Source organism: Myxosarcina sp. GI1 (assembly GCF_000756305.1).
Taxonomy (GTDB): domain Bacteria; phylum Cyanobacteriota; class Cyanobacteriia; order Cyanobacteriales; family Xenococcaceae; genus Myxosarcina.
The window spans coordinates 640,875-664,737 of record NZ_JRFE01000014.1; the positions used below are offsets into that span (position 1 = coordinate 640,875).

Annotated in this window: 18 protein-coding genes and 1 tRNA gene; 8 read left to right on the plus strand and 11 right to left on the minus strand. The window is 39.8% G+C overall.

Features of this window, described 5'->3' with window-relative positions; all coding sequences use genetic code 11:
• Nucleotides 1–54: 54 nt before the first annotated feature.
• Nucleotides 55–2,175: a DUF3769 domain-containing protein gene (locus KV40_RS09800; RefSeq protein WP_081942817.1), complete on the minus strand. Its 2,121-nt coding sequence runs from the start codon at nt 2,173–2,175 to the stop codon at nt 55–57.
• A 169-nt stretch (nt 2,176–2,344) separates the two neighbouring features.
• Between KV40_RS09800 and KV40_RS09805 the strand changes: the two genes are divergently transcribed.
• Both KV40_RS09805 and KV40_RS09810 read left to right on the plus strand, forming a co-directional pair.
• A complete protein-coding gene (locus KV40_RS09805) occupies nt 2,345–3,952 on the plus strand; it encodes an NAD(P)H-quinone oxidoreductase subunit 4 (RefSeq protein ID WP_036480363.1) in 1,608 nt (535 codons plus the stop codon).
• A 180-nt stretch (nt 3,953–4,132) separates the two neighbouring features.
• A complete protein-coding gene (locus KV40_RS09810) occupies nt 4,133–5,860 on the plus strand; it encodes a diflavin flavoprotein (RefSeq protein ID WP_036480365.1) in 1,728 nt (575 codons plus the stop codon).
• 183 nt (nt 5,861–6,043) lie between these two features.
• On the opposite strand, the gene KV40_RS09815 is transcribed toward KV40_RS09810, so the two are convergent.
• From KV40_RS09815 to dacB, 4 genes are all read right to left on the minus strand, one after another.
• Entirely contained in the window at nt 6,044–6,394 is a 351-nt protein-coding gene (locus tag KV40_RS09815; protein ID WP_036480367.1) for a DUF1257 domain-containing protein, read from the minus strand.
• Nucleotides 6,395–6,528: 134 nt separating this feature from the next.
• A complete protein-coding gene (locus KV40_RS09820; RefSeq protein ID WP_036480369.1) occupies nt 6,529–8,040 on the minus strand; it encodes an AAA family ATPase in 1,512 nt (503 codons plus the stop codon).
• A gap of 74 nt (nt 8,041–8,114) precedes the next feature.
• Complete coding sequence (locus KV40_RS09825) at nt 8,115–8,489, minus strand: hypothetical protein (protein WP_036480371.1); 375 nt, start codon at nt 8,487–8,489, stop codon at nt 8,115–8,117.
• 130 nt (nt 8,490–8,619) lie between these two features.
• Nucleotides 8,620–9,501 (minus strand): D-alanyl-D-alanine carboxypeptidase/D-alanyl-D-alanine-endopeptidase, encoded by an 882-nt coding sequence (gene dacB, locus KV40_RS09830; RefSeq protein WP_036480374.1) that lies wholly within the window; start codon nt 9,499–9,501, stop codon nt 8,620–8,622.
• A 789-nt stretch (nt 9,502–10,290) separates the two neighbouring features.
• On the opposite strand from dacB, the gene KV40_RS09835 reads away from it, so the two are divergent.
• Both KV40_RS09835 and KV40_RS09845 read left to right on the plus strand, forming a co-directional pair.
• Nucleotides 10,291–11,067, plus strand: a complete 777-nt coding sequence (locus KV40_RS09835) for a 2OG-Fe(II) oxygenase (protein ID WP_172657263.1) — start codon at nt 10,291–10,293, stop codon at nt 11,065–11,067.
• A 190-nt stretch (nt 11,068–11,257) separates the two neighbouring features.
• Nucleotides 11,258–11,440 (plus strand): hypothetical protein, encoded by a 183-nt coding sequence (locus KV40_RS09845; protein ID WP_036480380.1) that lies wholly within the window; start codon nt 11,258–11,260, stop codon nt 11,438–11,440.
• A 304-nt stretch (nt 11,441–11,744) separates the two neighbouring features.
• Here KV40_RS09845 and KV40_RS09850 read toward each other — a convergent pair whose 3' ends face one another.
• Both KV40_RS09850 and glpX read right to left on the minus strand, forming a co-directional pair.
• On the minus strand, nt 11,745–13,031 hold the full coding sequence (locus KV40_RS09850; protein WP_036480382.1) for a glutamyl-tRNA reductase: 1,287 nt from the start codon (nt 13,029–13,031) through the stop codon (nt 11,745–11,747).
• Nucleotides 13,032–13,334: 303 nt separating this feature from the next.
• A complete protein-coding gene (gene glpX, locus KV40_RS09855; protein ID WP_036480384.1) occupies nt 13,335–14,372 on the minus strand; it encodes a class II fructose-bisphosphatase in 1,038 nt (345 codons plus the stop codon).
• Nucleotides 14,373–14,574: 202 nt separating this feature from the next.
• On the opposite strand from glpX, the gene yidD reads away from it, so the two are divergent.
• From yidD to KV40_RS09875, 4 genes are all read left to right on the plus strand, one after another.
• Nucleotides 14,575–14,829, plus strand: a complete 255-nt coding sequence (gene yidD, locus KV40_RS09860; protein WP_036480387.1) for a membrane protein insertion efficiency factor YidD — start codon at nt 14,575–14,577, stop codon at nt 14,827–14,829.
• Between the two features lie 127 nt (nt 14,830–14,956).
• On the plus strand, nt 14,957–17,875 hold the full coding sequence (locus KV40_RS09865; protein ID WP_036480389.1) for a glycerol-3-phosphate acyltransferase: 2,919 nt from the start codon (nt 14,957–14,959) through the stop codon (nt 17,873–17,875).
• A gap of 131 nt (nt 17,876–18,006) precedes the next feature.
• Nucleotides 18,007–19,050 carry a hemolysin family protein gene (locus KV40_RS09870; protein WP_036480391.1) on the plus strand — a complete coding sequence of 348 codons (1,044 nt, stop codon included), beginning with the start codon at nt 18,007–18,009 and terminating at the stop codon, nt 19,048–19,050.
• A 135-nt stretch (nt 19,051–19,185) separates the two neighbouring features.
• A tRNA-Arg gene (locus KV40_RS09875) sits at nt 19,186–19,258 on the plus strand.
• Nucleotides 19,259–19,409: 151 nt separating this feature from the next.
• Here the strand turns inward: KV40_RS09875 and KV40_RS09880 are convergent.
• The 4 genes from KV40_RS09880 to KV40_RS09895 all read right to left on the minus strand — a co-directional run bounded on the left by KV40_RS09880 (nt 19,410) and on the right by KV40_RS09895 (nt 23,828).
• On the minus strand, nt 19,410–20,348 hold the full coding sequence (locus KV40_RS09880; protein ID WP_036480394.1) for a GDP-L-fucose synthase: 939 nt from the start codon (nt 20,346–20,348) through the stop codon (nt 19,410–19,412).
• A 90-nt stretch (nt 20,349–20,438) separates the two neighbouring features.
• Entirely contained in the window at nt 20,439–21,515 is a 1,077-nt protein-coding gene (gmd, locus tag KV40_RS09885; RefSeq protein ID WP_036480397.1) for a GDP-mannose 4,6-dehydratase, read from the minus strand.
• A 378-nt stretch (nt 21,516–21,893) separates the two neighbouring features.
• Nucleotides 21,894–22,628, minus strand: coding sequence for a sugar transferase (locus tag KV40_RS09890; protein WP_036480400.1), 735 nt, complete (start codon nt 22,626–22,628; stop codon nt 21,894–21,896).
• A 60-nt stretch (nt 22,629–22,688) separates the two neighbouring features.
• Nucleotides 22,689–23,828, minus strand: a complete 1,140-nt coding sequence (locus KV40_RS09895; RefSeq protein ID WP_036480403.1) for a glycosyltransferase — start codon at nt 23,826–23,828, stop codon at nt 22,689–22,691.
• Nucleotides 23,829–23,863: the final 35 nt, after the last annotated feature.

Consider the following 23,863-nt stretch of genomic DNA (forward strand, 5'->3'; position numbering starts at 1 on the left):
TTGGAATGACTATAACTTAACTTCTGCCCTCTGCCCTCTGCCCTCTGCCCTCGTTCAACGCTTTACTCCCTGAATCACTGGCGAAATATTATTTTCTTCAAAAGGTCGAGCATTACCCTGCCAGTTAAAATCGTTGATTAGCAACCCAATCGAACCAATTTCCAGTACGGGATTGTAGCGTAAAATAACGTTAAAAGTGCGACGGCTGTATTCTAAAGTATAGTCGGTGCTAATTTCGTCGCTCCCCTCAAGCTCGATCGCGCTTTGGATGCCAAACCTTATTGGACCATAAATTTGTTGGCTAATCCCTAAAGATAGAACCTGTCTGTCTACATCTCTGTCAAACAAAAAAGGTGATTCATCACCGCGAATACTTTGGGAGTAGACAATTCTAAATCCCGTATAGTCCAACCAGGAGCGAGAAAAATGTCCGAATTGCCCCTGAATTCCAATTTCACCTCGTAAAGATAGTTGCGTTTCATCATTGCTATAAATACTACCCACACCCGTAACCCCGGTAAGTAGCTGTAAATAGGGAACCACTGGAACGGGAGTGTAGCGCAAACCTGCCTGGGGTGTGAGCGCGAGAGGTTCTCCTTGCCAGAGAGAAAAACCTTTATTAAGAAACACTGCGGCTTGATAGCGAGTTAAATTAATGCGATCGTTATCTCTATCTGCTGTTAGTAAATCTTCTCTGTCGGTATTAGCGGTAATATTTTGAATCGAACCTTGATAGCGTAAATTAATACCACTAGTACCAACGGCAATGTTGGGAGAAGTTACTACACCACCAAAACTACTATATACAGTTTGAAAACCAAGAGAGCCATTAAATAGGCGTTCGCGAAAATTATATTCCAGACCGAAATTATAGGGGTTATTAAGATCGCCAACTAACTGTCTGGCAGTTAATCTGGCACGTAAATTGTCTTCTAAATCTCCCACATCGAGACTGGTTAAGGCGGTTGCTGCCGATAGGCTAGTTCTAGCACCCAATAGGGTATTAAATTCACTTTCTACGCCAAAAGAAGAAGAGTTAAAGATACCTCCATCTTCATCATCGTTAAATTCAAAAGCGTTGGGAAACAAGGCTCGTTGCAAAAAATACTGCGGTGAGATCGTCCAGTCTACATTTTCGGTATTGATAATGCCAAACTTTCTCTCTACATATAAACCACCGCGATCGTCGCCGTCAAAACCTAGATTAAATAGTCCTGGTTGACGGGGACGACTATCAAAAGTAAAGCTATTTGCTAATAAAGGTAGAGTAAAACTATCGTCGATGACTACGCGAGATTTGGTAGTGGTTAGTTTTCCTACTAAAGGTTCTACTTGTTGATAGGTAGCAGTATCGGCTCTAAGCTCTAGTTCTGGAGGCGAAAAAGGATCGTTAGTCAGGCGAAAATTCTGGGCTTGCCAACTATTGGGTTCAAAATTGATTCGTTCGGCTTCAAACCTCAGCCGATTTATGGTTCCCGAACTATTATTGTCCCGATCGAAAAGTTCGGAATTTCTCTCACTACCAATAGTAAAGCCAACACCCTCGGTAGAAGTTACCTGGGTAAAAGGTTGGTTATTATTGAGGCGATCGCTCAGGCTATTATCGGGAATAATTGGATTGGGTGGTAATTCTGTTTGTAAGTCTCGATTCAAACGAGCGCGATCGATTTGTCCGCCTGCATCGTAAACAACACCGCGGTCTTGAACGAGATAATATTCAAACTTGCTGCCTCGTAAAACCTGTTTTCCTCTAGTCAAAACTACATTTCCCTGGGCAACCGCAATGCGATCTGCTAAATTAACCTCCAGGCGATCGCCCGTCAGCACCGAATTGGCAAAACGCATCACTACATTACCTTCGGCGGTAATTACTTCTAGTTCGGTGTCGTATTCCTGGCGATCGGCAATAACTTCTACTACCTCGATATTGCCAATAGGTACTTCGGTTGATGACGGTTCGGTAACGGGTATTTCAAACTGTCTTCTTTCTCCCTGACGTTCTTGAGTAATTAAGTAAGTCTGATTTAATGGATAACTGGCAATTTCCTTATTACGTTCGATTCTTATCTCATTACTTAATTCTGGCGATTTATCTACCACAAAAACTTCTGGCGGTGGCGGAATTGGCGATCGCGCAATTACAGGAAGTTCGACTGGATAAATTAATACCATCATGCCCGAGAAACACCACAATAACTCCGTTCCGTAGTATAACCCTTCGTTCTGCTCTCCTAAAATTTTATTTCTGGCGATCGCTCAAAAAAAGTAACGAAAAGCGTAGCACTTTTTTACAAAAGTTAATACAATTGAAGACGAAATACATTGAGTATATATGCCTAGTGATATGGATAGTATTCACCTTCCTTGGCTTACGGCAACAATCTTATTACCTCTAATCGCTGCTTTTGCTATTCCTTTGATACCCGACAAAGAAGGCAAGACTGTAAGATGGTATGCTCTGTATGTCGGTTTAGCTAATTTGTCTTTAATAGTTTATGCTCTTTGGCAGGGCTACAGTTTTCAAACCACAGAATTTCAATTAATTGAAACCTACCCTTGGATTCCCCAACTAGGATTAAATTGGTCGGTAGGTGTTGATGGCGTATCGATGCCCCTGGTGGTATTATCTGGTCTGATTACTACCCTGGCAATCTTGGCTTCTTGGAAAGTAGAGCATAAAGCAAAACTATATTATTTTCTCGTATTAGTTCTCTATAGCGCGCAAATTGGCGTATTCGTTGCTAAAGACTTATTATTATTTTTTATTATGTGGGAAATCGAGCTAGTACCCGTATACTTGCTCATTTCTATTTGGGGTGGCAAAGAGCGTTTTTATGCAGCCACTAAATTTATTCTTTATACTGCCTTGGCTTCAGTCTTTATTTTAGTAGCTGGTTTGGCATTAGCTTTATATGGCGATCGTGTTACCTTCGACATTGCCGAACTAGGAGTAAAAAACTATCCTTTAACGCTAGAGTTACTTGCCTATGCTGGTTTCCTCGTTGCTTTTGGCGTAAAGCTACCAGTATTTCCCTTGCATACCTGGCTTCCCGATGCCCACAGCCAAGCTTCGGCACCAATTTCGATGATTTTAGCGGGCGTACTTTTAAAAATGGGCGGCTACGGATTAATTCGCTTGAATTTGGAAGCTTTACCCCATGCCCATATTAAGTTTGCACCTTTACTAGTAATTTTGGGAGTTGTCAACGTCGTTTATGGTGCCTTTACCGCTTTTGGACAAACCAACCTCAAACGCCGTCTGGCATCTTCTTCTATCTCCCACATGGGTTTTGTGCTAATTGGTATTGGTTCATTTACCAACTTGGGTTTAAACGGTGCCGTTTTACAAATGATTTCTCACGGTTTGATTGCTGCGGCATTATTCTTCCTTTCTGGTGCTACTTACGATCGCACCCATACTTTAATGATGGATGAAATGGGCGGTATGGCAAAAGCGATGCCCAAAACCTTTGCCCTATTTACCGCAGGAGCGATGGCTTCCTTAGCTTTACCTGGAATGAGCGGTTTTGTCGGGGAATTGACCGTTTTCTTAGGGTTAGCTACCAGTGATGCTTACAGTACGGCATTTAAAGTTGGCGTAACATTCTTAACTGCTGTAGGTTTAATTTTGACTCCAATCTATCTTTTGTCAATGCTGCGTCAGGTTTTTTACGGCGACAGCAAGCCCAATTTTCAGTTAGATTGGCAAGCAGACGCACAGCCTCGCGAAATATTTATTACCGTTTGTTTGTTAATTCCGATTATCGGTATTGGTTTGTATCCCAGACTCGCAACTAACACCTACGATCTCAAAACAGTGCAAGTTGCTACCAAAGTACGCGGTGCTTTACCAGTAATTGCCATACAGGAACAACAAAATAAGTTAAAAGCCGATATCTTTAAACCAAATGCAACTGCTGCTATTATTCCTCAAATTCCAGCTAGCAACTAAAACCTAGTTAATTCTCGATCTAAACTTTTATCCCGCGCTTTAGTAACGTGGGATTTTTTATTGGTTTTAAAATAATTTATTTTTTTTCTACTTGGCATTAGTAATTACTAAGCATTCATCAAACGAGCCGTGTCACAATAAAGAAGAATAAAGAAGATTTTATAAATATAGAGAGGGGATATGGTAGCGACACCAGCTAAAACCCAGAAGCGGTTAACTATGCAAACCGCAGAGATAACTCCCGATACTACGGCTATTCGTTCTCTCGATTGGGATCGCGATCGCTTTGATATAGAATTTGGCTTACAAAATGGTACTACATACAATTCTTATTTAATTCGTGGCGATAAAACGGCTTTAGTCGATACTTCTCACGCTAAGTTTCGCCAGCTTTATTTTGATACTCTTACTGGACTGATCGATCCCCAAAAAATCGATTATTTAATTATCAGTCATACCGAACCCGATCACAGTGGTTTGGTTAAAGACTTTTTAGAAATGGCACCCCAAGCTACGGTAGTCGCTGCCAAAGTAGCGATTAAATTTCTGGAAGATTTAATTCATCGACCTTTTGAAAAACAAGTAGTCAAAAACGGCGATACCATTGACTTAGGTAAAGGTCACGTAATTGAATTTGTTAACGCACCCAATCTACACTGGCCCGACACTATTTTTAGTTACGATCGCGCTACTGGTATTCTGTTTACCTGCGATGCCTTTGGGATGCACTACTGTTCCGAGGCAACTTACGATGAAGATTTAAAGGCGATCGAACCAGACTATCGTTTTTATTATGACTGTTTGATGGCTCCTAATGCCCGTTCGGTACTTTCAGCAATGAAACGTATGGATAAGTTGGGAGAAATCGAACTGGTTGCTAACGGTCACGGTCCTTTACTCTCCCATCATCTCAAAGAATTGTTAGACCGCTATCGCAAGTGGAGTAAAGCCCAAACTAAAGCCGAGAAGATGGTAGCGGTATTCTATGTCTCCGACTACGGTTACAGCGATCGCCTGTCCCAAGCTATTGCCAGAGGTATTACTAAAACAGAAGTGGCGGTAGAAATGGTCGATTTACGTTCGGCAGAAAATAACGAAGTTCACGAACTAGTATCTCGCGCTACTGGTTTGGTTTTGGGTATGCCCCCTCTTGGCAGCAATAGCCAATCGGAAATTGCCGCCAATCTGGGTACGGTTTTGGCAGCAGCGAAAGAAAAGCAGGTTATTGGCATGTTTGAATCTTATGGCGATGATGACGAACCAATAGACCCCTTACTAACTAAGTTTCGCGATGCTGGTTTGAAAAAAGCTTTTCCTTCAATTCGCGTCAAAGATACTCCCGACGAAGCCATCTATCAACTGTGTGAAGAGTCGGGAACCGATTTAGGACAGCTATTAAATCGCGAAAAGCTAGTCAAGCAAATGAAGTCTCTCGATAGCGATCTCGATAAGGCTATGGGACGTTTGAGTGGCGGACTGTATATTATTACTGCTACTAAAGGAGATATCAGGAGTGCGATGTTGGCATCCTGGGTATCTCAAGCTAGCTTTACTCCTCCTGGTCTGACTATTGCAGTCGCCAAAGATCGCGCGATCGAATCTTTAATGCAGGTAGGCGATCGCTTCGTGTTAAATATCCTCGAAGAAGGTAGGTATCAAAGCCTGATGAAACATTTTCTCAAACGTTTTAAACCAGGTGCAGATCGCTTTGCAGGAGTTGACACTCAAACTGCTAGCAACGGTTCTCCGATTCTCACTGAAGCTTTAGCTTATCTGGAGTGTCAAGTAGAAAGTCGCATGGAATGTAGCGATCACTGGATTGTTTATAGCAAAGTAACCACTGGTCGAGTTTCCGATCTTGATGGTTTGACCGCAGTGCATCACCGTAAAGTAGGCAATCACTACTAAGGAAGACGGAAGAAGGATGAAGTTATTTTTCATTCTTCTTTAACGTTTTTCCTTTAATATACCGTCCGTCCTTTAAAAACAGGCTTACAGCTAAAAGCTACCGCGAAGCGGTTAAAACGAAAAAGGGTTGACTTCAATTGAGTCAACCCTTTAGTTGGGGAACGCGCTTCAAATCAAATTCTTTTATTGAAGAACTAATTTGACGTTGGCGTTTTGTAAACCGCGTTGCTTGACTTCGGTTAAAGTCTTATTCACGGCATATTTTTGGTTGATAGAGTTAATTAGTTCGGTCTGATTATGCTTTTTAGCTACACCCCAAAGGTCAGCAATTAGGTCAAAAGTACCATCACTGTTTTCAGACCAGCCAAGATCGTATTCTCCGTCTAGAACTGCAACGATGTCAGCACGTAGTCTTTGACCGTTGTAGCCGCGTACGTCAGCATTAGTTTTTACGTTAATACCAAGATCTTTAAGAGAATTAGTTAAGATTTCAGCATCGCTGATTTTAGTGCGTAGAGTGCTAAAATGTGACATAAGATTTCCTCCAGTAGAAGAGATTAAGTAAACAACAACATTTAACTCGATACGCCGTCTTAAATGACGGTTTTTATAAACTGCTAGCTTATGCTAGCCTTTGCTTCTGCAAACGCGTTACAGAAGAAAGCCTGTTAGAACTCCAGTCGCTGATATTCAGCAACGGAGGCAGATGCAGGTCTGGCTCTTTGTCTTGCCCAATCTCTTAGAGCCGTTACCTGCTCGGTCATCGTCCGCGAAAGAGGTAGAGTAGCTTTAATCGCAGCGATAATGTCCAACTGCGTAAACTCTCTATCTTGAGCAAAAGCATCATACATAGCGGCGATAATTGCTTGCTCGATTTCCGCGCCAGAATAACCTTCGGAAATTTTGGTTAGCTGTTCTAAGTCGAAGCGATCGATATCAGAACGTCTTTTACCTAGATGAATTCTATAAATATCTTGTCTTTCTTCGGGATTAGGCAAATCGACGAAGAAAATTTCATCAAATCTACCTTTTCTGAGAAATTCCCCTGGTAGCCTTTCGATGCGGTTGGCTGTAGCCATTACAAATACAGGAGATTTTTTTTCTTGCATCCAGGTGAGAAAGGAACCAAAAATCCGACTCGACGTACCGCCATCGGAATCTCCCGAACCACTACCACCTGCAAAAGCTTTATCTAGTTCGTCGATAAACAGAATTGCTGGCGAGATTGATTCTGCCGTCTTAAGCGCATTACGAAGATTGGCTTCAGAACGACCGACGGTAGAACCGTCGTAAACTCTACCCATATCTAGCCGAAGTAATGGCAGTCCCCAGAGGCGAGAAGTGGTTTTAGCAATTAACGACTTGCCGCATCCAGGCACGCCCAAAATTAACATTCCTTTTGGTTGGGGAAGTCCATACTCTCTCGCTCTTTCGGTAAAAGCATTGGAACGTTGTCTCAACCAGCGTTTTAATTCTTCTAATCCGCCTATAGAATCTAAAGTTTCATCTTCTTCGATATATTCTAAGATGCCGTTGCGGCGAATTAACTGCTTCTTCTCAGAAAGTACAATTTCTACTTCATTTTCGGTTAAGCGACCTGCTTTCACCTGTGCCTTACGATAAACTTTTTGCGCTTCGTCTTTAGTCAATCCCAAAGCTGCTTTAAGTAATTTTTCTCTAGTTTCTGTGGTTAAACGACTATTTTTTCCTTTTTGCAATCTTGCTGAGAGAACTCGGTCGAGTTCTGATAAATTTGGAAGGGGAAAATCTAGAACTACCGCTTCTTTCTCTAGCTCGATCGGTATCTGCTGTAGGGGAGACATCAAAATAATGGCTTTTTCCGTTCCTTTAAAGTTGGAAACGGCATCTCTCAACCATCTAGTAATTACGGGACCGTCAATAAAAGGATGTAAATCTTTGAATATGTAGATAGCAGGTTCTTTTTGCCGAATTACCCACTCTATTGCAGCCTCTGGCGAAACAGTATTATGCTGGGTCATTTGACGGGGTTGACCGTACTCAACAATGCCGTGGGTAACAGTCCACACAAAGACACGCCGATGCTCGGTATTGCTTTTAGCAATCTTAGATATTGCTTGCTCTGCCCTTTCTTCCTCTGGTGTAACGAGATAGATTAGGGGGTATTGAGCCTGTACGAGGATATTAAGCTCTTCTTTCATAACACATCGACCTGGATATTACGACTACTACTTTTGTGGTTTGACCCTTGCCTGGTTGAGGTTATCTGTATACATCAGATACAAGATACTAAAGTTTCCCCATGAGATTTGTCCGATTTAGAAATATCAATATCTCGCTCGGAAGTATCCACTTTGCTTCTTACCTCTAAAGGAATTTCTTCGGCAATTGCTCCCTCGCGATCGCTGATAGAAACCATTTCTCCGTCGCGCATAACTAAAGCACTATCGCATTCGGGACAAAAGTGCACTTGATGCGTCTTACCATGAATCAACTCTACTTCTTCCACCTTTTCTGGATGGTGTAGATAAAAAGAAATTGCTCTCTCTACTAAAGCTGACATAGATTCAATGTCTAGCGCAGCTTTAATTTTGAGTTTTCTATGCAGTTCTGGAGGAATGTATAAGGTTACTTTCTGCTTGTTTTGCATAATACTAAATTTATTAATTACCCGGGTATGTAAATCAATTTATCTACTTAATAGTTTTCTGTCAAGATGGCAAGACAGCATGACGGCATTATTGTCACAATACTTAACAAAATTCGCGTATTTTATTGTTTTACGAACAACTACTTATTGTAGCCAATCGTAAAACAATTTCGTCAATAGCCTCTACTACAGCTAAGTTAGAGCTATCTTGAGGTTGATTGGTAAGAATACTAAAAATAAGATCGCCGTATTCTGGGTGGTCTATATAACCAGACAAAGCTCTTACGCCCCTTAATGTCCCAGTTTTAGCATGAACAGTACCTTCAGCGAGGGAGCCACGAAGGCGATTTTTGAGAGTTCCACTAATTCCCGCAACTGGAAGAGAAGTAAAAAAAACATCGTTGTTTTTAGCGTGAGACATAGCTCTAAGAATAGAAACTAGAGTTCTGGGAGTAACCAAGTTGTTTCGAGATAAACCAGACCCATCTCGAAGACGATAACCGTTGGTATCGATTCCTAAAGAAGTTAAAACCTCTCCTACTGACTGAGAACCGCCTAAATAACGTAACAATATTTCTGCATAGGCATTATCACTTCTAAGATTCGTAACTGTAATCCAGTCGCGAATTGATGTAGAGCGTATATTACCACTTAAATCAAGCTTTTGTAGGGCAGCCGCAGTTACTAACAGCTTCATGTTAGATGCGGGAATCATATATGAATCGGGATTGCGACTATAAAGAGTGTCACCTTCAGAAGTTTGAACTAAAATTGCCCATTTACCACTGGATAAAGCAGGATTTTCCAAAATGCGATCGATAATGGGTTCGATATAGGCAGTGCAAATTCCTGGGGTAGATTTTTCTGGAGGAGGAACATAAAGATCGATCGCATCGAGTTGACGGTCTAAACGAATGGCAGTATTTGCATTAACAGGAGCGACAGTACCAATTTGAGTAGCAACTGTAGCTGCCATAGCGAGGAACTTAAAACAAGAGCGTACTGATTTCATATGTAGAGTAAGTAGTAAGCAAGAGAAAAAGATATAATCTCAGAACTAAAGTATTAACTTTAGAACCACGAACAACGCCGATTTACCTATCAAGCTCGTTTAGCTACTAACAAAATTTAAGAATACAAACAAAGTACAATAAACTGTATTATCCGAACGAACGGAGATTCAAGAAAAGGTTATGCTTCTGTTTGTTGTTTTGTTGGCTGTTCATTGTAGCTCGATCGAGTAGATAGGTGAAACAGATGAATATATCGTAATTTCCATCAAGGTTTTAGTCGATCGCCTTACGTTTCGTCAAGTAAACTTTCGTAAATACAACAAATTTTTTAATAGTTAGTTGCGGCGATCGCTGATTTAGCTTTTTATACGCTACAAAAAAATTCAGTAGTCAAGCTGTGTTTGATACTCGCTGTTTTTATATTTCAAATACAAGATTTTTTTTGGCTAGAGTTCCTCATCTATGCTTATCTACAAAACCATAAAAGATTAAAGTATAAAAATTTCTAAAATAGTCTAAAAGACACTTTGATTTTAATAATATTTTAGACAATTGAAATCGAGCAAATAACAATTAAATATTCATAATTTATATTATTTTCATTCTCTGGCAAATTAAGTAACCGTTTAAAAAATTTATATATGAACTATTCTAATAACTTAAAATCTATTTACTATAAGATTAAATATACTCCATATAAAATTATGCGAGTAATAAATCGCCTTCCAGTACTGCAAACAAAGCTAGAGTTAAAGCTTCAGAAACGAATCAAGAATTATACCCCTCTTTTGCCAAAATTAAATTCAGAAGACCTCGAAATACTTAAAACTTTGAAGAAAGACGGTATTTATATAACTTCAATAGAAAAATTAGGATTACCTTTCAGCAATATAATGTTCGATTCGGCTATTAGTTTGGCAGAGCAACTGTCACAAATTAGATTTAGTAAAAATAAAAATTTAATTTGTAACGAGCATAGCGTGAGTATTACCACAGGTTATTTAGCTAACTTTCCAGAAATTTTTTTATGGGCTTTAGAAACAAAATTACTCAATCTAGTTGAAAACTATATTGGTTTGCCAGTAATTTATCAAGGATTAGCAATTCGCAGAGATTTTACAGACGGTAAACAAGCAGATGTTAGAAAATGGCACTTAGATTGGGAAGATCGCCATACTATTAAGGTTATTATCTACCTGAACGATGTTGATGTTGACGGAGGACCTTTAGAACACATCCACAAAGATTCTTCTTTTCAGGCTATTAAAACTCTAAATTATTATAATTTGGGTTATCTTTCCGACGACGAGATGATGTCAGCAATACCAAAATCACAGTGGCAAACTTGTATTGGTAATGCAGGTACCTTGATAGTGATTGATACTAGTATTATTTTTCATCGTGCCAGTCCTCCAATAAATCGCGAGAGATTTTCATTAACCTTTTGTTATACTTCTGACCGCCCAAAGGTGATGTGGACGTGTCGCCAAATTTCTCAAAAACAGTGGCAGTCAATCGAACATCGGCTCGATGAAAGACAAAAAAAATGTCTATCAAAAAAATAACTATTTTGTAGGCAAACGAGCAAAACTTACTTTCGATATTCGATCGCGATCTTATAGTTACTATGATTTGTGTCACAGATTAAGTTTTTTTCTTACTTTATACTCTGACTATAGAAGTTTTAATAGCCATTTTGCATTTAACAAACTAAAGGTTTATTTACTTCTATTTATTTAGTAAGGAGTAAAAAAAATGAAAAATTATTTTGCTTGTGCTTTATTAACTGTCGGTATTATTGGTTTTAATGCAATACCAGCTAAAGCTATTAACGAAGTTAAAACAAATACTAATGCGGCAAGTTGTGTTTCCGTTCCTGGAGTAGGAGATTGCTGTTATGCCGTTCCTTGGTTAGGATATTGGTGCAAGAGTTGGTAAGGATTAAATCAATTTAATAGAAGTTCTCGTTTATTTAAGGTATACCTCAGTCTTTATTAAAGACTAGCTAATAGATACTAAATTCTGAAAGTATATTAGAGCTATAATAAGAGACCGTTTGTACCTCATTAGTATAAAAAGCAAAAACCGAGATCGTGTACTTTAATTATAATATAGTACTGAAAGTTTAGACTAAAGTGCAAATACCTATCTAAAAAACTATTATTTATACCGATAAATAAATTTTAGAAAATAGAGCAAAGATTATTATAAAAAACTAATTCTTTGCTCTACTTTTTTATACTCAGCTAAATTTTTCTTCGGTATCTAAATTAAACAACATTTGTAAAGATTGAAGACAATGACGGCGAGCTTCAATATCTTGTTGTGCTCTCAACTGTACCATCGGCTCGTGCAGAATTTTATTAACAATTCCTCTAGTAAGAGCCTCAATTACTTCCTGATGTTTTTCAGCAAATTCCGAACCCAAACGAGACAAAGCTTTTTCCAACTCTTGCTCGCGAATGTCTTCTACTTTACTACGCAAACAGCTGATAGTAGGAACAGTTTCTAAAGAGCGCCACCATAAAATATAATTAGCTACTTCTTGTTCGATAATTTCTTCGGCTTCAAGTGCTATTCGGCGACGGCTTTCTTGATTGGCAGCAACAACAGCTTTGAGATCGTCTACGTTAAAACAGTTGACACAGCTAATCTCGCTAACGTTAGTGGCAATATTTCGCGGTACGGAAATGTCAATTAGCATCAAAGAACGTTCTGGGAAAAGATGACGTTCTAATTTGGCTCGGTCGAGTATTGGTTCTGTAGCGCCAGTGCTGGTAAAAACTAGATCGCTGTTAGCAACTGCCCCTATCATTTCGGCGATAGGATAAATTTTCATGTCTATGTGAGAAAATTTATTAGCTAGTTCTTGTGCTCGCCGATGAGAACGATTGACGATTGAAATTTTAGTCGCTCCTTTAGCCAACAAGTGCTGAACCAACAGGCGAGCCATTTTGCCTGCTCCTACTATCGTAATACTGTATGGTGCCAGATTTTCAACTTGAGTTTGAGCTAATTCTACAGCCGCAGAACTAATCGACATAGCACCAGTACCAATACTGGTTTCGCTGCGAACTCTTTTTCCTACAGAAATAGCCTGTTTGAACAAGCGGTCTAGCAAGCGTCCTAGTCCGCGATATTTTTGTGCTAATTTGTGGGTGGTTTTTACCTGGGCGAGAATTTGTCCTTCTCCCAAAACCAAGCTTTCTAATCCTGCTGCTACCCTCATAAGATGTCGTAAAGCATCTTCTCGCAGCAGAATAAATAAATTTTTTCTTAGTCTGTGCAGGGGGATCTGGGCTTTTTCAGAGAGAAACTGACAGATTTCTGTAACACCTGCTTCGGTTCCTTTAGCTATGGCATAAATCTCTAGACGATTGCAGGTGCTGATAATAGCAACCTCTTCAATATGAGGATAACTTTGCAAACGTGCGATCGCATCTTCTATTTGTGCTTCTGGAATACTTAATTTTTCTCTAACTTCTACAGAAGCAGTTTTATGGCTTAAACCGACAACTATAATATTCATGTGTTTTAAGTTAATTTTGCTATAAATAGCAGGTTTAAATGTATTTTAAAAATTTATTTATGGGGGTCTATGACCTAGGCATAGCTCGATCGAAAGTCAAGGCAAATTCGATTTGCTAACGAATTAACCTTTTAACTTTATTTTTTTGTTTGCTTGCTTTTTATCATCAAACGAGCCGTTGGTTGAGAATCTGAAAGCCAGAATGTCCAACTTTCCAGATTCCAATACCAAACGGGCATAAATTGTCCTGTTTTCAGACACGAGTAAGATGATTAGCCAGCAAAACTGCTTTCGAGTTCCAAACTAACGTAGTTGCAAACTTTTTGGTTGGTCGAACATATGTACGGTATCTACAAAACGAGCGGTTTTAGACTGAGAAGAAATAACTAAGCTTTGAGTTCTAGCACCGCCTTTAAAAAAGCGTACTCCTTCCATTAAGGTTCCTGGAGTAATTCCGCAGGCAGCAAATAAAACTGTTTCACCACCAGCTAGTTCTTCAGCATTGTAAACTTTGTTAGGATCTTCAATACCCATTTCTTTTAATCTAGCAAGATTGCTTTCTTTGCTTTCACCAATCAAACCTGTTTTAACTGTTTCTGGATCGTAAATTAACTGTCCCTGAAAATGTCCGCCTAAACAGCGCATTGCTGCAGCTGAAATCACTCCTTCTGGTGCGGCACCAATACCCATAAGTGCATGAATATTCGTACCAGCAAAAGCACAGGAAATAGCGGCTGAAACATCACCATCGCTGATTAGTCTAACTCTGGCTCCAGCTTCGCGAATTTCATTAATTAAGTCTTTATGACGCGAGCGATCCATCACCACTACAACTAGTTCTTCAATAGAACGACTCATGCAGTCTGAGAGAATTTGGAGATTTTCTGTTGCCGACTTGTTGATGTCTACATGACCTCTAGCTACAGCAGGTGCGGCTAATTTTTTCATGTAAAAATCTGGAGCGGCGAACAATCCACCTTTTTCTGAAATTGCGAGTACTGCCATAGAACCATTTTGTCCATAGGCAACTAAATTAGTTCCCTCACAAGGATCGACCGCAATATCAATTTCAATTAGTTCGTCGGGATTACAATAGTTTGCTGCATCTTCACGAGTACAAATACCTACTTCCTCGCCAATATATAGCATTGGTGCATCGTCTCGCTCTCCTTCTCCAATAACGATTTTACCACGCATGTAAATTTTGTTCATGCGCTCGCGCATGGCTTCTACTGCTACCTGGTCGGCGGTGTCTTTTTCCCCTTTACCCATCCATTTAGCAGATGCGATCGCTGCTTGTTCGACTACTTCAATAATTTCTAAACCTAGAGTGTTTTCCACGTTTTGTATCCTCTATAACTGCATATTTTTTGCTGGCAAAGCTATGCCTACTCAAGTCAAAAGTCTATCAGAGAGCGGTGTCCCTAAGCACGTTATTAAGTTTTAATAAGCGCGATCGCTTAAAATAAAAACGAGCAAACAGTCAGGCACCAGCCAAAAACTTTGAATATTTGGCAGTAGCAAATTTGCTATTATTATGTTTATGAAAATTATCTTGACCGCACTTATTGTTGGTTATCGTCGTTTTGTTTCTCCTTTGTTTCCTGCTAGCTGTCGTTTTCAACCGACTTGTTCTCAATATGCTTTAGAAGCGATCGATAAATTTGGTGCCTTCAAAGGTAGCTGGTTGGCTTTCAAGCGTATTTTAAAATGCAATCCTTTTTATCCCTGTGGTTACGATCCCGTTCCTGCTAAAAAAAAAGAGGACAAGATGCTCGCCTCAAAAACAAGCGAATAAGAATTTTTTTTGTTTCTCTAATCTAGTAAGCACTAAATGACTTGGATAACTACAAAAGTGCCATTCCCAAGACTAAGTTACAATAGGGAAATATGTTTGAAGACTGTATGAGTATGGATTTAGTTAAATGAACCTCACACCAATCTGGGGTTCTCTAGTTATCTTGTTAATTTGTCCCCTTATAGGTGGATTACCCCTTATTGACTGGATGACCTATGCTATTACTGGTCGGCAACTAAGCAAACTCGGTACGGGCAACATCTCTGTATCCGCAGCTTTTTATCATGGTGGCAAACTAGCTGGTATTCTAGCAGTACTCTCAGAAGCTGCGAAAGGAATTATCGCTGTATTGCTGGTGCGTGCTTTTTTCCCCAATGGTTCGGTGTGGGAAATAATTGCCATAGTTGCTTTAGTTGCAGGAAGATATTGGCTTGGTAAAAGTGCGGGAACTACAAACGCAGTTTGGGGAATAATAACTCACGACTTATTAGCTGCTGGACTGATATTTTTAATTAGCCTGGTTAGTTTTACAGTTATTCGCGATCGCCAAATGGGAAAGTTTGGTGCTTTAATACTGCTGGCGATTATTATTGGTTTGCAACATCCTCAAGAACCAGAATACGCGATCGCAGCGGCTATTTTAGGTGGTTTACTCGCTTGGATTTATACACAAATACCAGACGATCTCGATCTAGCCGCTACAGCAGGACAAACAGATACTCAATCGCTGTTTCGCTTTTTTCAGGGGGACAAAAATATAGTTACTTTAGACAGTAAACTAAATGCCAATAAAGTAGGTAATAAAGCTGCCAATCTCTCCTTGCTCAAACGATTGGGTTATGACGTACCCCAAGGCTGGGTTCTAGCTCCTGGAGAAGATTTCCAACCTTTAGTAGAGTATTTGCAGCCTTCTGTAGCCGAACCATTAATCGTGCGCTCTTCTGCCGTTGGTGAAGATTCACTTACTGCTTCGGCAGCAGGACAGTATCTTAGCATAGCAAATGTTACCAATTCGATGGCTTTGAAACAGGCAATTTTAGAATGTCAGTCCTCATATTTTCAGAGCAACGCCATCGAATATCGACAAAACCGCTCTCAAAAAGATCTATCTCTAGCAATTTTGTTGCAAAAACAAGTTAAAGGTGAGTTTAGCGGCGTGGCTTTTAGTCGCGACCCCATAGATAGTTTTAATGATAGTGTAGCGATCGAAGCTTTACCAGGAGAGGCGAATAAAGTCGTGTCGGGAAAGTTTACCCCTCAAAGATACTGCGTTGCCATTCCTGATAGCTTATCTCAGACAGAAATTACTATCTCAGAAGCAGACAATAATGATTCTACAATTATCATTCCCCGACATTTGCTAGAGTCGGTAGCTTTACTAGCTAGAGAAATGGAAGACTTATTTGAAAGTGTTCCACAAGATATCGAATGGACTTACGATGGGGAAAAACTGTGGCTCTTGCAGGTACGTCCTATTACCAATCTTCAACCAGTCTGGACTCGCCGTATTGCTGCTGAAGTAATTCCTGGAAAAATTCCTCCTTTAACCTGGTCGATCAACCAGCCTCTAACCTGTGGCGTATGGGGACAGTTGTTTACTTTAGTTTTGGGCAAAAAAGCGCGAGATTTAGATTTTAACCAGACTGCAACCCTGCATTTTTCCAGTGCCTATTTTAACGCTACCCTGTTAGGTACTATCTTTCGCCGTATGGGTTTACCTTCGGAAAGTTTGGAATTTTTGACTAGAGGGTCAAAATTTAGCAAACCACCGCTAACATCTACGATTAAAAATTTTCCTGGTTTGTGGAGATTGTTAAGGCTGGAGTTGAGCTTAATTAAAGATTTCGATCGCGATCGCCAAAAAACCTTTGCTCCTATACTACAAGAATTAAAAGCTCAAACAGTCGGCGAACTATCGGCTTCAGAAATAGTATCTAGAATTGAAACAATTCTAGAAGTACTTACCAAAGTAACCTACTATAGTATTCTCGCGCCGCTAAGTTTGGCGTTACGGCGAGCGATCTTACAAGTACCAGAAACCAGCTTGGATAACAGCAAAACTCCAGAAGTAGCCGCAGTGCACGAGCTTGCAGATTTAGCAACTGATATCCGTAAGTTATTGGCTTCAGAACAGATAACGATGGACTCTTCTGCTTCTTTGTTCGCTCATATTGCCGAAAATGCAGATGGGGAAAACATTTTAGAACAGTTTAATATCTGGTTAGATAAATATGGTTATTTAAGTGAAGCGGCTACCGATATCTCTATTCCTCGGTGGCAAGATAAGCCGAGTATTCCTAGAGAGATGCTGGCACAGTATTTTTTCGATCGTGAAAAAAGCAGACAAGCTAGAGCCTCAAGCGATCGCTCTAATTCTTCGTGGAAAACTAAAATAATTCAAGCGCGAGTGGATCTTAAAGGTGAAGTTAGCGAGATATACAATCGACTTCTAGCTTACTTGCGCTGGAGCTTTTTGGCATTAGGAACTTACTGGCAACGCTCAGGCGCGATTGAAGTAACGGAAGACATCTTTTTTCTAAGTTTTGAGGAAATAAAACGAATTGAAATTGAAACAGATTTAGAATTTAAGCATCAGTTTTCCCAACAAATTGCCCAAAGAAATGCACGATGGCAACGAGAAAAAGAATTAACTGCCGTTCCCTACATAGTTTATGGTCAGCCCAATTCTCTATCTATGCCTACTTTATCTGCTCTCAAGGCGCGGCAGCAGCTAACGGGAATTGGTACGAGTACGGGTCAGATAGAAGGAACAGTTAAGGTTGTATGTAATTTGCGTTCGGGAACAAACATCGATCGCCAAACAATTATTGTCGTTCCCCATACCGATGCGGGCTGGTCGCCGCTACTGGCTCGCGCTGGGGGGTTAATTTCAGAAGTGGGGGGCAGGCTGTCTCATGGCGCAATCGTCGCTAGAGAATACAATATTCCTGCGGTCATGGATATTCCCAATGCCACTCGTTTATTAAAAAATGGTCAAAGAGTAAGAATGAACGGTCAAACTGGTATAGTAGAAATTTTAAGTTGATTCCCAGAAAAATTTTGACGACTGTATTTTCACAGTAAAAAAAATGAGCGAGCCAAACTTTAAAAAAGTTATCAAACCAATGTAGCGATGCCAGCAAACAATAATCTTATTAGCATACCGTAAAAAAATATATGTTTGGCTTAATTGTTGCAGTTATCGTAGTTATTACAGGTTCGGCAATTTGTTCTGGTTCGGAAACTGCTATTTTATCAATATCTCTAATTAGAGCCAAACAGCTAGCTCAGTCAAAAAAACCAGCTACTTTGGCATTGCTCAAAATTCGCAGCAAAATTAATCGCCCTATTGCCACAGTCGTAATTCTCAATAATATTTTTAATATTATTGGTAGTATCGTGATTGGTAGTTTGGCAGCTAGAGAACTGGGCGATACTTTACTGGGTATATTTTCAGGAGCTTTAACCTTTTTAATTATCGTGTTTGGCGAAATTGTTCCCAAAACCCTAAGCCAACGTTATGCCGAACGTATTGCTGTAGCGATCGCCATACCAGTTAGATTATTAACGGTTTTGTTTACCCCATTAGTCTGGTTGGTAGAAAGAGTAACTGCACCGTTTACTCAAGCTAATAAAATTCCCACAACCAACGAAGCCGAAATCAAATTTTTAGCCAACATTGGTTATCAAGAAGGGGTAATTGAAGACGACGAAGCCGAAATGATCCAGCACGTCTTTCAGCTAAACGACTTGACTGCCGCCGATTTAATGTCTCCTAGAATTATCGTTACTTATCTTAAAGGCGATCTAACTCTAGCAGAATCGCAGCACGATATTATTCAATCGCAACATACTCGTATTCTGGTTATTGAAGATTCTATCGATCGCGCAATTGGTTTGGTACTAAAAGACCAATTGTTAACTGCTATAGTTACTGGTGAAAGCGGGTGCAAAGTCGCCGATCTGGCACGACCCATTCACTTTGTACCAGAAACTATCAGAGCTGATAAACTACTTAAAGTGTTTCAGCAAACCAGAGAGCATTTAGCGGTAGTTTTAGATGAATATGGCGGTGTTGCTGGTGTCGTCACCTTGGAAGATGTTTTGGAAGTATTGACGGGTGAAATTGTTGATGAAACAGACCGCAATGTCGATCTACAAGAAATTGCTCGTAAGAGACGCAAGCGTCTTTTACAGTCTAGAGGTATTATCAACGAATAGTAGCTTGTAAATAGACAAAACTAAAGAAGCCACCTAAAAATTTGGCTTTTATGTATAATAAATATTGCGTTTCTAAGACTTTTCAAACTAAGGTCATAAGGAATTGCCGTCACTCTAGAAAACTGAGATAGTTTTGGGTGCATAGCTCAATGGATAGAGCACCGCCCTTCTAAGGCGTAGGTTGAAGGTTCGAGTCCTTCTGCACCCGTATGACTTTGAAAATATCAGATTAGTCAGTTTAGAAATAGTGCTCGCTTAAATTCTCGAACATTCCGCGATCTTAATTTGACGGCAAACCAAATTTTTCTGAAAATTGAAGTAATTTATCGAGCGACCGCAAACACTAGCAGATTAGTAATTTATTCTCCATACTGGCGATACCAGTCAACAGTATTTTTTAATCCCTGACGAAACTCAGTTTCGGCAACAAAACCAAATTTTTCTTTGGCGCGTTGCGTATCCAAACAGCGACGGGGCTGACCGTTGGGTTTATCGGTTTGCCAAACAATTTCGCCTTCAAAATTCATCACATCGCAAATTAACTCGACTAAATCGCGGATGGAAATTTCGTAGTTAGTTCCTAAGTTGACTGGTTCGGGTTCGTCATATTTCTGAGTCGCCATGACGATGCCTCGGGCTGCATCGGTAGAATAAAGGAACTCACGAGTAGGACTGCCATCACCCCAAACGGGAAGTTTTTTATCCCCTTGTTGTTGTGCTTCGTGTACTTTACGAACTAAAGCGGGAATGACATGAGAACTGCGGGGATCGAAATTATCTTCGGGACCGTATAAATTTACTGGTAAGAGATAAATGCCGTTAAAACCATACTGCTGCCGATAGGACTGTAGCTGTACTAGTAAAGCTTTTTTGGCAATACCGTAAGGAGCATTGGTTTCTTCTGGGTAGCCGTCCCAAAGATTGTCCTCTAAAAAAGGAACGGGAGTAAATTTAGGATAGGCGCAAATTGTACCAACGCAGACAAACTTTTCTACCCCAGCTTCGTAAGCAGCATGAATTAACTGCGCTCCCATCATTAAATTATCGTAAAATAACTCTGCTGGCTTTTCTCGATTCAAGCCTATACCGCCGACGTGAGCCGCTAAGTGAATAATAATATCTTGATTTGCAGCTGCCTGCTGACAGTTTTCAAGTTGGCGTAAATCTAGTCGGCGCGATCGCGGTACGGAAATTTTATCCAAACTAGCTCCAGCCTTGCACAACTGGTCGATTACCTGCTTGCCCAAAAAGCCCGCACCACCCGTAACTAAAATCCGCTTGCTTATAAGATCTAGCATTGTTGTCAAATTTATCGATTGTTTTCCAGTGTCTCGATCTTGTGCTTATTGTGAGAATATATGCCGTTTGTAAAACTCTATCTCAAAATGCTAATCTACAATTTGAGCAAAAGTTCGGCGAATGTGAGCGTTATCTTCAGAGCCTTTAAGTCTGGTATTTGGGAGCGGTAAATTTAAAGTCTTTAAGTCGGCATTTACCATTAATTGGACTAACTCTTCAAAAGTTACTGAAAGTTGCCAACCAAGTTTTTGTTTGGTGAGAGTAGGATCGCCAATTAGTAGATCCACTTCAGCAGGACGTAAGTAACGAGGATCGAAAGCTACATAGTCATGCCAGTTTAAACCAACGTAACCAAAAGCAATATCTAGAAACTCTCTAATTTCATGAGTCTCTCCCGTAGCTACCACATAATCATCTGGTTTGTCTTGCTGTAGCATCATCCACATTGCTTTAACATAGTCTTTGGCATAGCCCCAGTCCCGTTTAGAATCTAAGTTACCCAAATAAAGCTTTTTCTGAGAACCTTCAACAATTCTAGCTACCGCTCTAGTAATTTTGCGCGTGACAAAAGTTTCACCTCTTCGGGGAGATTCATGATTAAATAGAATACCGTTACAGGCGAACAAATCGTAAGATTCTCGATAGTTTACCGTCTGCCAGTGAGCGTATACTTTGGCACAGGCATAGGGACTGCGGGGATAAAAAGGCGTGCTTTCTTTTTGGGGAACTTCCTGCACTTTGCCAAACATTTCCGAAGAACCTGCCTGATAGAATTTAACTTCAATTCCCGTTCTTTGCTGATAGTCGCGGATTGCCTCCAATAAACGTAAGGTTCCCATACCCACAGAATCTACAGTATATTCTGGAGAATCAAAACTAACACGTACGTGAGACTGCGCTCCTAAATTATAAATTTCTACTGGTTTGACTGCTTCTAAAATGCGACGCAGAGTAGTACCATCAGTTAAGTCACCGTAATGTAAAAATAGTTTGGCATCAGAACTATGAGGATCGACATAAATATGATCGATGCGATCGGTATTAAAAGTAGAAGTGCGGCGAATAATACCGTGAACTTCATAGCCTTTATCTAACAAAAATTCACTTAGGTAAGAGCCATCTTGACCAGTAATACCAGTAATCAGAGCTACTTTTGTTTTTGTCATATTTTTGTTCTTAATTCTGTCTGTACGTATTGTGGGATTTAGTTCTTTCAGTTATTAAGCCATAACACTATCAATCGGGATAAGCATTATCTGTTTTTGAAGTATTTTATAATACAAGCTTTAGGTTTGCGTGTGGCTTATCCGTATTGCTAGCGCATTATTCTATCATATAGTCGAGCTATACAAATAACTCAAAAGCTAATCCAGAAACTTGCTAGTCGTACTAAACATTTTTAACATCAAACTTATTTGTTGCCAAATAAATACTTAAATATCTATTTAAGTATTGCGCTTTACTTTTTTGTTATTAGTATAAGCTCTTAAACTGAATTTGTACTTAACTGAATATAACAACCGCTGTCTAATAATTTTTCTAATTTAATAAGCTCCATTCTTGTTAGGAAAAACAACTATACCGATAGTCTTAAAGATAATCCAAAGATCTAGCAACCAGTTATGGCTAGTAGCGTAATAAACATCAATTTTAATACGCTTGGGATAGGGAATATCATTTCGTCCAGATACCTGCCACAGTCCCGTAATTCCTGGTTTAATCGTCAAAACGGTATCGATTTTACGACCATATTTGTAAAGTTCTTCTGGCACTAAGGGACGAGGACCAACGACACTCATATCACCCCTTAAAACATTCCAAAACTGCGGAAATTCATCTAGGCTAGTCAAACGCAAAAACTTACCAATTTTGGTAATTCTAGGATCTTGTTTTAATTTAAAATCGGCTTCAAATTCCTGACGAATTTGGGGCGAATCACTCATCATTGTCACTAACATCGAATCTGCATTATCGACCATCGTGCGAAATTTAATACAGCTAAAGACTCGATGATTTTTACCAATTCTTTGCTGTCGGTAAAAAATAGGTCCTGATGAACTAATTGCAATTAATGTCATTAAAAATAGACATATAGGGGAACAAGCAACTAGCACGAATAGAGAAAAAACAATATCAAACAAACGTTTGGCAAAATTTCCGTCCCAAGCTGCTAAAGCTAGACTAGATAGCAGTTTGTTTGAGCCTACTAGCGGCTGCAATCTTTTTCTAACTAGACTTTGTAAGAGCTTGGCGGAAATAAGTTGGCTGTTAGCAGTCATCTTACTCCTTCACATCACATCACACCACACTGTCTCAATCATAAATCCAGAAAGCTGTTTTTAGCTGAGTAATCGAAACTCTTCATAACAGCGTTCGATAAATTCTAGATATGATTGTTTAAAAACCGTCGGTTCAAACTTCATTGCCTGCAAACGACAGTTTTCGCGATCGATTTTAGTATGCAATTTTTCAAAAGTTACAACGGCTTTGACTAAATCATCTGGCTGCTGTTTTTGAAAAAATAAACCCGTACCTTCTGGAGCGGCTCSAATATCTTTCACTGTTTCTAAAGCACCTCCTTTACCATAGGCAATTACTGGAGTTCCACAAGCCTGCGCTTCAACTAAAGCAATGCCAAAATCTTCACAAGCAGCATAAACAAAAGCTTTAGCTTTTTGCAAATATTCTTTTACTACCAGATCGCTTTGCCAGCCTAGAATTTTAATATTAGATTTGGCTAGTTTGCGAATTTGCTGTAGTTGCGAACCACCACCAATTACGACCAGAGGTTTTTGAAGCTGATTGAATGCTTCTACAATTAACTGAATTTGTTTGTAGCTGACTAACCGAGAAACGGTCAGATAAAAGTCTTCTTTTTGAGTTTGAAAGGTAAATTTAGCTAGATCTACGGGAGGATAAATAACTTTGGCTTTACGGCGATAGCAACGCCAAATTCGTCTGGCTGTATGATTAGAGTTAGCAATAAAGTAATCGACTCGATTAGCAGAAACTACATCCCATTGTCTCAAGCGATGCAAAATGTATCTAGTGACTATACCTGGAAATCCTCGTCCCAGGCGATCGCCCCGTAGATAATCAAACGTTAGATCCCAGGCGTAGCGCATTGGAGTATGGCAGTAACATATGTGCAACTGCTCTGGTTTGACTAAAACGCCCTTCGCAACAGCATGGGATGAGGATAAAATTACATCATACTCTTGCAAATTTAGTTGTTCGATCGCCACGGGTAAGAGGGGTAGGAATTTTTGCACCCCATTACGTGCCAGGGGAAAATGTTGTAAAAAAGTAGTGCCAATCGCACGTTTGTAGAGATAGCTTTCGGGATTGACCGATTCAAAATCAATTAAGGCATAAAGATCGGCTTCAATATGCTTTAAAATTTCTCGAACGACTAGTTCCGAGCCTCCTGTGGCTTGCGGAGTTAACCATTCGTGTACTAAAGCATATTTTAATTTCACTATTCACTCGGCAATTATAGTCGATTTGTTTGGCT